Raw genomic sequence first — 12,025 nt, 5'->3', positions numbered from 1 at the left:
GGGAATGGATCGACGTGCCCGTCGCGTTGAGACGACCATGACCGCAACCGCGACCATGGAGCCCCAAGAGGCGAGGCGAGACGCCGCGCCGTCGGCACTTGGGCCTGGAGTAGGCTCGATCGTCATGACCGATGTGCAGCTGGACTTCGAGACCGAAGCCTTGTCCTACATGGACCAGTTGTTCGCAGCGGCCCTGCGCATGACGCGTCACCGTCCCGATGCGGAGGACTTGGTCCAAGAGACCTACGCGAAGGCGTTCGCGGCCCAGGACAAGTTCAAGCCGGGCACTAACCTCAAGGCCTGGCTGTACCGCATCCAGACCAACGCGTTCATCAACAACTACCGCAAGAAGCAGCGCCAACCGAAGCTGTCCGATGCCGAACAGGTCGAGGACTGGCAGATCGCGGCTGCGGCGGAGCACACGAGCTCCGGCCTGGCCTCCGCCGAACAAGAGGCGCTGGAGCGCATCGGCGATGTGGAAGTGAAACAGGCGCTGTCGGAGTTGCCGGATGACTTCCGCATGGCCGTCTATCTGTCCGATGTCGAGGGATTCGCCTACAAGGAGATCGCCGAGATCATGGACACCCCGGTGGGCACAGTGATGTCCCGCCTGCACCGGGGACGTAAGTTGCTTCGAGAGAAGCTCAGAGAGTATGCGGCCGAGCGTGGAATGCACGACAAGCGCCCGAACGCCCAGAAGGACAGTGGGGAGGTGTGCCATGCCCGGAAGGGAGTGTGAGGAAGCCCTCGACCGACTGTTCGAGTACATCGACGATGAATTGCCGCAAGACGAGCTTCGCCGCATCGGCGACCATCTGAAAACGTGCCCGCCCTGTGAGGCGGAGCACCAGATCAAAGAGCGCATCAAGAACTTGACGTCGCTCACCGGCGGCGAGACGGCGCCCCAGGCGCTACGCGAGAAGATCCTCGCGTCGATCCGCGCCACGCACGAGGTCAGCTAGGCCTCGACATAGCGAAGGCCGCATCGGAGCATGTCCGATGCGGCCTTGGCATGAAAACGCAGGTGATGCGCTCAGGCGTTGGGACGCTTGCCGTGGTTGGCTCCGCCCTTCGCGCGCGACTTGCGCTTGCGGCCTCGCTTGCTCATCGGGATCCCCCTTTCTCACACGGGTGCGGGAACAGACGACTACCTATCTTCCCACACTGAACTTCCCCCGATGCCCGCAATCCCGCTACCCTCCTCAAGTTCGATGATCCGAGTGCCGATGGAGTTTCCGTGAGCGACCAGCCTGTTTCCGTCATCCCGTTCCTGCACGCACTGGCGAGCACCGGAGGTTCCGACCTCCACATCAAGGTGGGATCGGCGCCCCGCGTGCGCGTGGACGGACGGCTGCGCAAGCTTCAGGTGCCGCCGCTGACTCCTGCGGACACCCGCAACATGGTCGCGCAGGTGCTGCCGGAAGACCTGGTCGCGCAGTTCCGCGACACGCACGAGGCCGACTTCGCCTTCTCGCTGTCGGGCGTGGGCCGATTCCGCGTCAACGCCTACGTGGCGCGTGGCACCGACTGCCTGGTATTCCGTCGTGTCGCCGTCGGCGCGACCCCCATGGAGGAGTTGGGCCTGCCGCCGGTCATCGCCGACCTCGCGCTTGAGCCCCGCGGCCTGGTGCTCGTGACCGGACCTACGGGTTCCGGAAAGACCACCACGCTCGCCTCGATGATCGACCTCATCAACACATACCGCGAGGTCAACATCATCACGATCGAGGACCCCATTGAGGTCCTGCACTCGGACAAGAAGGCGATCATCTCGCAGCGTGAGGTACGCTCCGACACGCTCGACTTCACCGCCGCGCTGCGTGGCGCGATGCGTCAGGACCCTGACGTCATCATGGTGGGCGAGATGCGCGACATCGAGACGGTGCGCGCCGCGCTGTCCGCCGCCGAGACCGGCCACCTGGTGCTCGCGACGCTGCACACCGTGGACGCTCAGGACACCATCAACCGCATCATCGACTTCTTCACTCCGCACGAGCAGAGCCAGGTGCGCGCGACCCTCTCGCAGACGCTTCGTGGCATCGTCTCGCAGCGCCTGGTGCGCCGCGGAGACGGTTCTGGCCGCACGCTCGCGGCGGAGATCATGGTCAACCACGGCCGTATTGCCGAGGCCATCGTGGAGCCCGCGAGCCAGCCCCCCATCCTCGACCTCATTGCGGAGGGTGAGTACTACAAGATGCAGACCTTCGACCAGCACCTGTTCCAGTTGGTCCAGGCGGAGACGGTGTCGGTGGACGATGCGGTGGCCATCGCGTCGCGTCCGCACGACCTGCTGGTGAGCCTGCGCAACGCGGGCATCATCGCGTAAGGGGGCGCCGCGTCGGCGCAGGTCGCTACTTGAGTGGCGACAGCGCTAGTTCACGTCACTCTCGGTGGGGTTGACGCCCAGCCACTCGTGCCACTGTGAGTGCAGGACGAGCCATGCCATGAGGCCGTAGCCAGCCTGGAGCGGCGTCGCGCCGCCCGTGGTGTCCATGTCGGTCGCCCACTGGTCGTGACGGACCAGGGGGCCGAACATGTCGACGTAGGGCACCTCGCGACGCGCGGCCGCCTCTTCGCACAGCGCCGCATACTCGGCGAGCGCGCGACGGTCCTCGGTGGCCAACGGGGGAGGGCCGACCACCATGGCGCGCATCCCGAGGGCCGATGCGCGATCAAGCGCGTTTGCCAGGTGCAGCCTGGTCATGGTGGGGGATACGCGGCGGGCCACGTCGTGACGGCCGATAGCGAAGACGACGTGATCGGCGCCCGTGGACTCCTCGGCCGCCCCGCGCCGGCGCAGGGCTTCGTCGTCCCATCGGCTTGCCATCTCTCCCGTGGTCTCGCCAGGCACGGCGAGCGTGTGGAAGCGAAGGAAGGGCCCGACGGGCAGGGTGCGTGCGACCACGCGCCCTGCCCATCCGAGCGCCTTGGGGTCTCCGTGTCCGGCGACGAGTTCGTCGCCCACGAAGAACACATTCCTCATCGCGTGAACGCCCTTGTCACCAGGTCCTCCTGCTCATCCTTGTGTCGCGACGACAACCCGGAGGCGGGGGAGGCGGACGCGGGACGCGTGACTCCGGAGACCTCGCGCTCGGCCACCCGCGGCAGTGCGTGAGCGAGGTACGTCCAGGCACCTTGGTTGCGTGGCTCCTCCTGGACCCAGGTGAGGGGCGCGTCGCCGTACGGGGCCAGGGCCTCGTGCAGCGCGTCCTTGTCGAGCGGGTACAGCTGCTCGAGCCGGACGATTGCGGTGGTGGTGTCGCCGTCCTTGTCTCGCTGCGCGGCGAGGTCGTAATAGACCTTTCCGGCGCACAGCAGCACCCGCTCGACACCCGCCGGGTCGACGGTGTCGCCGATCACGGGGCGGAACGTGCCGGTCGTGAAGTCCTCCACGTCCGACTGAGCGGCCCGCAGGCGCAGCATCGACTTGGGGGTGAACACGATGAGCGGACGGCGCGGACGGTCGTACGCCTGGCGACGCAGCAGGTGGAAGTAGCTCGCAGGGGTCGACGGCATCGCGGCGATCATGTTGTCCTCGGCGCACAGCTGGAGGAACCGCTCGACGCGGGCCGACGAGTGGTCGGGACCCTGACCCTCGAAGCCGTGGGGTAGCAGGAGCACCACGGACGAGGACTGACCCCACTTCTGCTCGGCAGAGGAGATGAACTCGTCGATGATGGTCTGCGCGCCGTTGACGAAGTCGCCGAACTGCGCCTCCCACAGCGTCAGAGCGTCGGGACGCTCGACCGAGTAGCCGTACTCGAACCCGAGCACCGCGTACTCCGACAGCGAGGAGTCGTAGATGTGCAGCGGTCCCTGGTCGGCGCTCAGGTAGCGCAGGGGAGCCCACTCGGCGCCGGTGGCGCGGTCGTGGAACACTGCGTGGCGCTGCACGAAGGTGCCGCGACGGGCGTCCTGACCCGACATACGGATGGGCACACCCTCCTGCAACAGCGTGCCGAAGGCCAGGAGCTCACCGTAGCCCCAGTCGATGCCGCCCTCGCGGGTCATGGCTTCGCGACGCTCGAGCAGCTTGCCGAGCTTGGGGTGCACGGCGAAGCCCTGGGGCGGGCGCACGTGCGCGCGCCCCACTCGCTCGACGTGTGCGGGAACTGCGGCCGTCTTCCAGCCCACCATCACGCCCGCGTCCTCGGACTGCGACGAGGGCAGCTCAAGGCCGGAGATCGACTCGGTGTCGGTGCCGGAGAAGCCCTCGCGGGTCTCGATGAACACCCGCTCGAGTTGGGCGAGGTAGTCCTGCGACACCGCCTCGGCCTCTGCCTCCGTGATGTCGCCGCGACGGATCAGCGCCTCGGTGTACAGGTGACGCACCGAGCGCTTGGCCTCGATGAGGTCGTACATGCGCGGCTGCGTCATCGAGGGGTCGTCGCCCTCGTTGTGACCGCGGCGGCGGTAGCAGACCATGTCGATGATGACGTCGCGACCAAAGGCCTCGCGGTACTCGAAGGCCAGGCGCGCGGCGCGCACGGCGGCCTCCGGGTCGTCGCCGTTCACGTGGAAGATGGGGATCTGATAGCCCTTGGCCAGGTCCGTGCAGTAGCGCGTCGAACGCGAGTCACCAGGCCCGGTCGTGAAGCCCACCTGGTTGTTGATGATCACGTGGACGGTGCCACCTGTGGTGTAGCCGCGCAGGCCTGCGAGGTTGAGCGTCTCCATGACCACGCCCTGGCCAGCGAAGGCCGCGTCGCCGTGAATGAGCACGGGCAGCACGGGGAAACCCTCGGTGGCAGGGTCGGCGCCCAGCTGGTCGAGCTTGGCACGCACGATGCCCTCGAGGACGGGGTTGACCGCCTCGAGGTGCGAAGGGTTGGCCGCGAGGTAGACCTTGGTGGTCGCGCCCGACTCGGCGGTGAAGGTGCCCTCCGTGCCCAGGTGGTACTTGACGTCACCGGAGCCCTGGACGGAGCCGGGCACCGCAGTGCCGTCGAACTCGGAGAAGATCTGCGAGTAGGACTTGCCGGCGAGGTTGGCGAGCACGTTGAGGCGGCCACGGTGGGCCATGCCGATGCAGACCTCGTGGATGCCCGACTGGGCGGCAGAGGACATCACGGCGTCCAGCAGCGGGATCAGCGACTCGCCGCCCTCGAGGGAGAAGCGCTTCTGACCCACGTACTTGGTCTGCAGGAAGGCCTCGAACGCCTCTGCGGCGTTGAGGCGGCGCAGGATCCGCAGGTGCTCCTCGCGGCTGGGCTTGGTGTAGCCGTGCTCGAGTCGCTCCTGGAGCCACGCGCGCTGCGCACGGTCCGCGATGTGCATGTACTCCACACCCACGGTGCGGCAGTAGGCGTCGCGCAGGCGGCCCAGCACGTCGCGCATCTTCCAGCGGTCCTGGCCACCGAACCCGGCGGTCGAGTACACGCGGTCCAGGTCCCACAGGGTGAGGCCGTGGGTCTGCACGTCGAGGTCGGGGTGCTTGCGCAAGCGGGTCGACAGAGGGTCGACGTCTGCCATCAGGTGGCCGCGCGAGCGGTACGAGTGGATGAGCTCGGCGATCCGCGCGGGCTTGGCGGCCTCGGCGTCCTCGTTGGTCGCAGAATCCTGCACCCAGCGCACGGGCTCGTAGGGCACGCGCAGGGCCACGAACACGCGGTCCCAGAATCCGTCCAGACCCAGCAACTTCTTGTGCACGAGCGCGAGGAACTCGCCCGACTGCGCACCCTGAATGACGCGGTGGTCGTAGGTCGAGGTGAGCGTCATGACCTTGGAAATGCCAAGGCGAGACACCGTCTCTTCCGAGGCTCCCTGGTACTCGGCCGGGTAATCCATCGAGCCCACGCCAATGATCGCGCCCTGGCCGGCCATCAGGCGCGGCACGGAGTGCACGGTACCGATGGTGCCGGGGTTGGTCAGGGTGATCGTGGTGCCCTGGAAGTCGCTCGCCTGGAGCGTGCCAGTGCGGGCCTTGCGGACCACGTCCTCGTAGGCCTGCCAGAACTTGGCGAAGTCCATCGCATCGGCGTTCTTGATGCTCGGCACGAGCAACTGGCGCACGCCGTCGCCCTTGTCGAGGTCGATCGCGAGGCCAAAGTTGATGTGCTCGGGAGTCGCGACGGCGGGCTTGCCCTCGTCCTCCGTGTAGGCGACGTTCATCGCGGGCTGCTCGGTGAGCGACTCGACGATTGCGTAGCCGATGAGGTGAGTGAAGGACACCTTGCCGCCGCGGGTGCGCGCCAGGTGGTTGTTGATCACCGTGCGGTTGTCCATGAGCAACTTCGCGGGGATCGTGCGCACCGATGTCGCGGTGGGCACCTGGAGGCTCGCCTCCATGTTGGTGACCACGCGCGCGGCCGGGCCGCGCAGGCGCTCGACGCCGTGCTTGACGTCCTTCGCTGCCACGGTCTGGTGCTCGTGGCGCTGCAAATACAGGGCGGTGGGAGCCTGGGCGGTCGCGATCGGCTGAGTCGCGGCTTCCGTCTCGGTAGGCATCTCACCAGGGGTGGCCGATGCGGGGGGCACCGCCGCGGCGGGCGGTGTCGGTGCCGCAGGGGTCGCGGCCGTCATGGCAGGCGCCACGGCGGCCGATGCGGCAGCAGGTGGCGCCGATGCCACGGGCTGCGCGGGTGCCGAGGCAGGGCTCGGCGGGGAAGCAGGGGCAGGCTCGCCCCCGAGGATCAGGGACGCGACGGTGGGGGCTCCATTGCCCCTCGCGACGGTCGTGCGTTCAGTGTCAGGCGCGCTGGTGTCGGTGGACACGTCGGGGGCCGCTCGCTTTCTTGGCAAACATGCATCGGGGACGTCGGTGTACAACTTGCATTGTCCAGCCTAGACGGATTCACCCGGTGCTTCGACCGTCGATTTGGTGCAATCGTTATCCGATGTCGCGGCGGAACGTCACGAGCCACCCGATCAACGCCGCGATCGCGGCGTAGGCCAGCAGCACCAGCAGCCCGCCCCACGCGGGGAGCAAGTCGGCAGACCCCGCAGCGGAGTAGAAACTCGCCCCAGCGATGGCCTCTCCCGCGGCTCCCGGCAAGAACTTGCCCACCGGGGCGAGTGGCTCGACGAACGCGAACGCGACCCTGAGCAGGGGCTCCACGAGTTGTGTCCAGCACAGCAGCGCCACGATCACGACCACCTGATTGGTGATCGCCGCACCAAACCCGACCCCCACCAGAGCCCACACCGCCAAAGCGGCGGTGCCCATGCCGATGGCAACCCACGCATCGGCCGTATCGAGAAGGGTGGGCTGGTCGGCGAGCGCGAGCGCGCCGGCGCCGATCGCGACGCCCACGGCCATCGCCGTGACCGCATAGATGACAGCAAACGGGAGGACGGCGACGAACTTCGCGGCGATGACCCGTGCGCGGCTGGGTTCGAGCAGCAGCGTGGTGTCGATGGTGCGGTGGCGGAACTCGGAGGTCACCGTGATGGCGCCAAGAATGACGGGGAACACGTAGCCAAACGACACGGGCAGGGCGTAGATCATGGCCGCCATCGCGGCCGGATCCATGGCTGCGGTGGCGGCATCCGGGTCGCCCAACTGGTCGGCGAACGCCATCGCCGCGCCGATCGAGCCCGTCATGAAGGCGACCCCGAGAAGCATGCACAGCAGGAGGATCCACCACAGGCGGGTCGACGCGAGCTTGCGGACCTCGGAGCGGATTGCGGCGCTCATGCGCCCACCCCCGTCTCGGTCGCGGTGAGTCTCAGGAACACGCTCTCGAGGCTTTCGCCGCCGTCCTCAAGGCCGTGAACTTCGAGCCCGTCGGCGAAGGCCGCGGCGCCCACCTGTGCCGCCGTCGTCGCGGTGATTGCGACCTCGCCTGCGCGCACTGCGGTGTGAGTGTGGGGAAAACGTGCTGCGGCGAAGGCCGCAAGCCGGTCGGCGTGAGGGCTGCGCAGGCGCACCGTGGGTTGAGCCAGGGCGCGCAGGTCCTCGAGCGTCGACTGATGGCGCAAGGAGCCGTCCGCGATGATCACGATGTCGTCGACGGTCTGCTCGACCTCGGACAGCAGGTGAGAACTGAGCAGGACGGTGCCCCCCGCATCGGCAAAGCTCCGCAGGAAGGTGCGCAGCCAGCGGATACCCGCGGGGTCCAGGCCATTGGCCGACTCGTCGAGCGCGAGCACGCTCGGCCGGCCCAGCAGTGCGGTCGCGAGGCCCAGGCGTTGGCGCATGCCCAGCGAGTAGCCACCCACCCGACGGTCGGCGGCCTCTCTCATGCCCACGGCGTCGAGGGAGGCCATGCACTGGGCGTCGTCGGCCCCCACCAGCGGCGCATAAGAACGCAGATGCTGGCGTGCCGTACGGCCGGGGTGGAAGGCTCCCTCGAAGTGGGCGCCCACGACCGTGCCCGGCCGCTCATGGTCGCGGTAGGGAACCCCACCGATGGTCGCGGTCCCCGCGCTTGCCGACACGAGCCCCACGAGAATGCGCAGCGTCGTCGACTTGCCCGCGCCGTTGGGTCCAAGAAACCCCGTGACGCGTCCGGGCTGAGCCGTAAACGTCAGGTCATCGACGGCAGTGACGGGGCCGTAGCGCTTGCTCAGGCCTGCGACTGCGATGGCGCGCGGTTCCATGATCCTCCGTGTGGCTGGGATGGTTCTCGGCGACCCTATCGGGTGGTCGGTATGCTGACCACACCATGGACTGCGACTGTCACACGTCATGATCACTCAGTGGCTGCTGGTCGGGCTCGGCGTGCTGCTCACCATCGGAACGGCCGTGTTCGTTGCCGCCGAATTCTCCCTCGTGGCGCTCGACCCCGCCCACGTCGACGACTCGGATCGCGGCGGCAAGCGCGTGCGACGGGCGTTGCGGCGGCTGTCGACCCAGTTGTCCGGCGCTCAGGTAGGCATCACCCTCACGACCATCCTGCTGGGCTACACCGCTCAGCCCGCGCTAGTCGAGCTGCTCGAGGTGCCGCTGTCCTCCACCCCGCTCGCGCGCACCGCCGTGGCGGGAGTCGCTGGTGTGGCATCACTCGTGCTGGTGAATGCCTTCTCGATGATCTTCGGTGAGCTGGTGCCCAAGAACGCCGCGCTCGCGGATCCGGATCGCACCGCGCGCCTGGTCACCCCGGCCAGCATGTCCTTCACCACCGCGTTGGCGCCGATCATCTCCGCGCTCAACCGCAGCGCCAACGGGATCTTGCGGATTATGGGGCTCGAGCCGCGCGAGGAGTTGTCGGGAGGTCGTTCTCCTCAGGAGCTCGCTGCGTTGGTGCGGCGCAGCGCGGAGGCCGGCACTCTTGCGCCGTCGACCGCGCTGCTGCTGAAGAACACGATCGAACTCGACGCGCTGACGGCTATCGACGTGATGACCGACCGCACCCGCATGCACACCCTCGAGCGCGATGCGGTCGCTGCCGATGTGCTGTCGCTCGCGCGCGCCTCGGGCCACTCGCGCTTCCCGGTGCTGGGCGAGGGCGTGGACGACGTGCTCGGTCTGGTGCACCTGCGTGCTGCCGTTGCGGTGCCAGCGCACGAACGCGACACGGCGCCCGTGGCGGACTTCATGGTCCCCGCGCCCCGGATTCCGGAGACCATGCGCATGCGGCCGCTGTTGATTGAACTGCGCGACCTGGGGCCCCAGTGCGCGATTGTCGTCGACGAGTACGGCGGCACCGCTGGCCTGGTCACCCTGGAAGACGTGGTCGAGGAACTTGTGGGGGAGGTGGCCGACGAGCACGACCGCAGGCGCGCGGGGGTGCACCGCACCCCGGGCGGCGCGTGGGTGGTGCCCGGCGACCTGCGGCCGGACGAGGTGGACGAGGTCACGGGATTAGGCGTGCCCGAGTCGCGCGCGTATGAGACCGTCGCGGGTTTTGTGATGGCCAGCCTTGGCCGTGTCGCCGAGGTGGGCGACGAGGTCGACAGCGACGATGCGCGTATTCGGGTCGAGCGCATGGATGGTCGCCGAATCGACCGGGTGCGACTCACCCCGATGGCGCGCGACGCCGCCGGACGGGACGGTGAGTCATGAGCCCGGGCATGGTGTTCGCGGTCGCGGGACTGTTGCTGGCCAACGCCTTCTTTGTGGGTGCGGAGTTCGCGGTCATCTCCGCGCGACGCAGTTCGATTGAGCCGCGTGCAGAGGAAGGATCGCGCGCGGCGCGCACCGTGTTGTGGGCGATGGAAAACGTCTCGCTCATGCTCGCGTGCGCCCAGTTGGGCATCACTGTGTGCTCGGTGTCGCTGGGTGTGGTGGCCGAGCCCGCGATCGCGCACGCGCTCGAAGGTCCGTTCCATTCGCTGGGCGTGCCCGAGGCGGCAGCGCACGGAGTGGCCGTTGCGGTGGCGTTGCTCATCGTCGTGAGCCTGCACGTCGTGGTGGGCGAGATGGTGCCTAAGAACGCCGCAGTGTCGAGCCCCGACCGTGCCGCCCTGATCTTTGGCCCTCCGCTGGTGTGGCTCGCACGGGTGCTCAAGCCGGTGATCTTCGCCCTCAACTGGGTCGCCAACGCGCTGCTGCGCGCCGTGGGCATCGAGCCGCGAGATGAAGTCACCAGCGCGTTTACCGCGGACGAGGTGCACTCGATCGTGGAGCGTTCGAGCGAAGAGGGAACGCTGTCGGACCCCACCGGCCTGCTCACAGGCGCGATCGAGTTCTCCGACCACACCGCCGCTGATGTGATGGTGCCCGTCGACTCCGTGATCGGTGTGGAGGCGGGCGTGAGCGTGGACGAGTTCGAGCGAGCGGTGGTCAGCTCCGGCTTCTCACGACTTCCCGTGAGCGACTGCGCCCGCTACGTGGGCTACCTGCACATCAAGGACACGTTGTTTGCGCGGCCCGGCGAGCGCGAGGAGCCCATTCAGGAGTGGCGCGTGCGCGATCTGCCCGCCGTGGCACCTGGAGACGAGGTCGAGTCAATCCTTGCCCTCATGCGCAGCTCAGGCGCCCACCTCGCCGGCGTCGAAGACGACGGCGTGACGGTGGGGCTGGTGTTCCTGGAGGACATCATCGAGGAACTTGTGGGTGAGGTCCGGGACGAGATGACGCGGCACGAGGGAGCATCGTAGTTTCACGACATCGTGCTCGAGGTGTGGGGAAATCCACACTTTTACCAGGGGACTGGTGTGACCGTTACCGTTTGGTTACACTCGCTCGCAACGTCCGATGGCTCCGGCCGCGGTCACGATGGCACTTGTACCCGGTCTTTGGAGGCTCGTGTGAGCTTTGACGCTGACGCGCTCGCGCCCGCTCAGGGACGCCGCTCGCGCCGCTCACGTCGACTCCTCGAGACCCAAGAAATCCAGATCCGGTCCACGCACCGACGCCGCAAGATTCTCACGCGCTCGGGCGTGCTCGCTGGCTTCGCGCTCGCGATGGTCGTATATCCGGTGATGGGAACCTTGGCTCCCTACGCCGACGCGATGGAGAACTTGCCTGGCGTGGTGTCCGGCGAGAGCCCGTCCACGGCACGTGCGCTGCTGGGCGATGGCCCGCAGTTGCTCGCCTCCGAGCTGCCCTTGCCTGACCCTGACGTCGCCTCCGCGACGATTGCCGCCGCCACCCAGTTCACGTTCTCGACGTACCTGCCCGACTGCGACCCCTCCGTGGGATGGGAGGGCCGCAACGGTCGCCTGACGGATGCCTCGCTGTGCAGCCTCGGCAACGGTTCGCAACTGCGCAACGATGCTGCGGTCGCGTTCGCGGAGATGAATGCCGCCTACGAGGACGAGTTCGGTCGCGAGATCTGTCTGTCTGACTCCTATCGCACTCTCCAGGGCCAGGTCCAGACCAAGGCCTCGCGCGGCTACCTCGCCGCCACCCCCGGCACGTCCGTGCACGGCTGGGGCCTCGCCATCGACCTGTGCCGTGCCGACTCTCGCGGTGCGTCCAAAGCGTGGCTCGAGGAGTACGGCCGCATGTGGGGTTGGGTCAACCCCGGTTGGGCAAAGTCGTCCAAGTGGGAGCCCTGGCACTGGGAGTACGAGCCCGGCACCGACGAAATTGGCGTGTACGAGTCCGCCTATTGGAACGTCGGGGATATCTACCGTTCGAGCGAGGACTACTCGTAGCGGATCTCTCGCAAGGTCCGGCCGCATGGCCGGGCCTTCA

The 12,025-nt window shown here is 67.8% G+C and carries 11 protein-coding genes; 6 read left to right on the top strand and 5 right to left on the bottom strand.

The window, feature by feature from the left end; all coding sequences use genetic code 11:
• Nucleotides 1–4 precede the first annotated feature (4 nt).
• Together ACK5NO_RS08700 and rsrA are read left to right on the top strand one after the other, a co-directional pair.
• The gene (locus ACK5NO_RS08700; RefSeq protein ID WP_416812275.1) at nt 5–739 is read left to right on the top strand and encodes a sigma-70 family RNA polymerase sigma factor; all 735 of its coding nucleotides are present in this window, start codon (nt 5–7) and stop codon (nt 737–739) included.
• Nucleotides 720–962 carry a mycothiol system anti-sigma-R factor gene (rsrA, locus tag ACK5NO_RS08695; RefSeq protein ID WP_416812272.1) on the top strand — a complete coding sequence of 81 codons (243 nt, stop codon included), beginning with the start codon at nt 720–722 and terminating at the stop codon, nt 960–962. The genes ACK5NO_RS08700 and rsrA overlap by 20 nt, the downstream gene beginning before the upstream one ends.
• 71 nt (nt 963–1,033) lie before the next feature.
• Here the strand turns inward: rsrA and ACK5NO_RS08690 are convergent, their stop codons facing one another.
• A complete protein-coding gene (locus ACK5NO_RS08690; RefSeq protein WP_416812274.1) occupies nt 1,034–1,108 on the bottom strand; it encodes a 50S ribosomal protein bL37 in 75 nt (24 codons plus the stop codon).
• A 129-nt stretch (nt 1,109–1,237) separates the two neighbouring features.
• Between ACK5NO_RS08690 and ACK5NO_RS08685 the strand changes: the two genes are divergently transcribed.
• Nucleotides 1,238–2,326 (top strand): type IV pilus twitching motility protein PilT, encoded by a 1,089-nt coding sequence (locus tag ACK5NO_RS08685; RefSeq protein ID WP_416812271.1) that lies wholly within the window; start codon nt 1,238–1,240, stop codon nt 2,324–2,326.
• A 45-nt stretch (nt 2,327–2,371) separates the two neighbouring features.
• On the opposite strand, the gene ACK5NO_RS08680 is transcribed toward ACK5NO_RS08685, so the two are convergent.
• From ACK5NO_RS08680 to ACK5NO_RS08665, 4 genes are all read right to left on the bottom strand, one after another.
• The gene (locus ACK5NO_RS08680; protein ID WP_416812270.1) at nt 2,372–2,983 is read right to left on the bottom strand and encodes a GDSL-type esterase/lipase family protein; all 612 of its coding nucleotides are present in this window, start codon (nt 2,981–2,983) and stop codon (nt 2,372–2,374) included.
• Nucleotides 2,980–6,714, bottom strand: coding sequence for a multifunctional oxoglutarate decarboxylase/oxoglutarate dehydrogenase thiamine pyrophosphate-binding subunit/dihydrolipoyllysine-residue succinyltransferase subunit (locus ACK5NO_RS08675; RefSeq protein ID WP_416812269.1), 3,735 nt, complete (start codon nt 6,712–6,714; stop codon nt 2,980–2,982). Before ACK5NO_RS08675 ends, ACK5NO_RS08680 begins: the two co-directional genes overlap by 4 nt.
• Before the next feature lie 115 nt (nt 6,715–6,829).
• Nucleotides 6,830–7,636: an ABC transporter permease gene (locus tag ACK5NO_RS08670; protein WP_416812268.1), complete on the bottom strand. Its 807-nt coding sequence runs from the start codon at nt 7,634–7,636 to the stop codon at nt 6,830–6,832.
• Nucleotides 7,633–8,541 carry an ATP-binding cassette domain-containing protein gene (locus ACK5NO_RS08665; protein WP_416812267.1) on the bottom strand — a complete coding sequence of 303 codons (909 nt, stop codon included), beginning with the start codon at nt 8,539–8,541 and terminating at the stop codon, nt 7,633–7,635. Before ACK5NO_RS08665 ends, ACK5NO_RS08670 begins: the two co-directional genes overlap by 4 nt.
• A gap of 88 nt (nt 8,542–8,629) precedes the next feature.
• On the opposite strand from ACK5NO_RS08665, the gene ACK5NO_RS08660 reads away from it, so the two are divergent.
• From ACK5NO_RS08660 to ACK5NO_RS08650, 3 genes are all read left to right on the top strand, one after another.
• The gene (locus ACK5NO_RS08660; RefSeq protein ID WP_416812266.1) at nt 8,630–9,946 is read left to right on the top strand and encodes a hemolysin family protein; all 1,317 of its coding nucleotides are present in this window, start codon (nt 8,630–8,632) and stop codon (nt 9,944–9,946) included.
• A complete protein-coding gene (locus tag ACK5NO_RS08655; RefSeq protein ID WP_416812265.1) occupies nt 9,943–10,983 on the top strand; it encodes a hemolysin family protein in 1,041 nt (346 codons plus the stop codon). Before ACK5NO_RS08660 ends, ACK5NO_RS08655 begins: the two co-directional genes overlap by 4 nt.
• A gap of 150 nt (nt 10,984–11,133) precedes the next feature.
• Nucleotides 11,134–11,985 carry a M15 family metallopeptidase gene (locus ACK5NO_RS08650; protein ID WP_416812264.1) on the top strand — a complete coding sequence of 284 codons (852 nt, stop codon included), beginning with the start codon at nt 11,134–11,136 and terminating at the stop codon, nt 11,983–11,985.
• Nucleotides 11,986–12,025 lie beyond the last annotated feature (40 nt).

The organism is Demequina sp. (assembly GCF_047975725.1).
In the GTDB taxonomy this organism is placed as follows: Bacteria; Actinomycetota; Actinomycetes; order Actinomycetales; family Demequinaceae; genus Demequina.
Note: the sequence above shows the minus strand (reverse complement) of the source record. Positions and strands in the feature narration are given on the sequence as shown.

Excerpts from the sequence above, each read along its gene's own strand:
- ACK5NO_RS08660 (WP_416812266.1), top strand. The coding sequence starts at position 8,630 with ATGATCACTCAGTGGCTGCTGGTCGGGCTCGGCGTGCTGCTCACCATC.
- ACK5NO_RS08670 (WP_416812268.1), bottom strand. The coding sequence starts at position 7,636 with ATGAGCGCCGCAATCCGCTCCGAGGTCCGCAAGCTCGCGTCGACCCGC.
- ACK5NO_RS08680 (WP_416812270.1), bottom strand. The coding sequence starts at position 2,983 with ATGAGGAATGTGTTCTTCGTGGGCGACGAACTCGTCGCCGGACACGGA.
- rsrA (WP_416812272.1), top strand. The coding sequence starts at position 720 with ATGCCCGGAAGGGAGTGTGAGGAAGCCCTCGACCGACTGTTCGAGTAC.
- ACK5NO_RS08655 (WP_416812265.1), top strand. The coding sequence starts at position 9,943 with ATGAGCCCGGGCATGGTGTTCGCGGTCGCGGGACTGTTGCTGGCCAAC.
- ACK5NO_RS08700 (WP_416812275.1), top strand. The coding sequence starts at position 5 with ATGGATCGACGTGCCCGTCGCGTTGAGACGACCATGACCGCAACCGCG.
- ACK5NO_RS08665 (WP_416812267.1), bottom strand. The coding sequence starts at position 8,541 with ATGGAACCGCGCGCCATCGCAGTCGCAGGCCTGAGCAAGCGCTACGGC.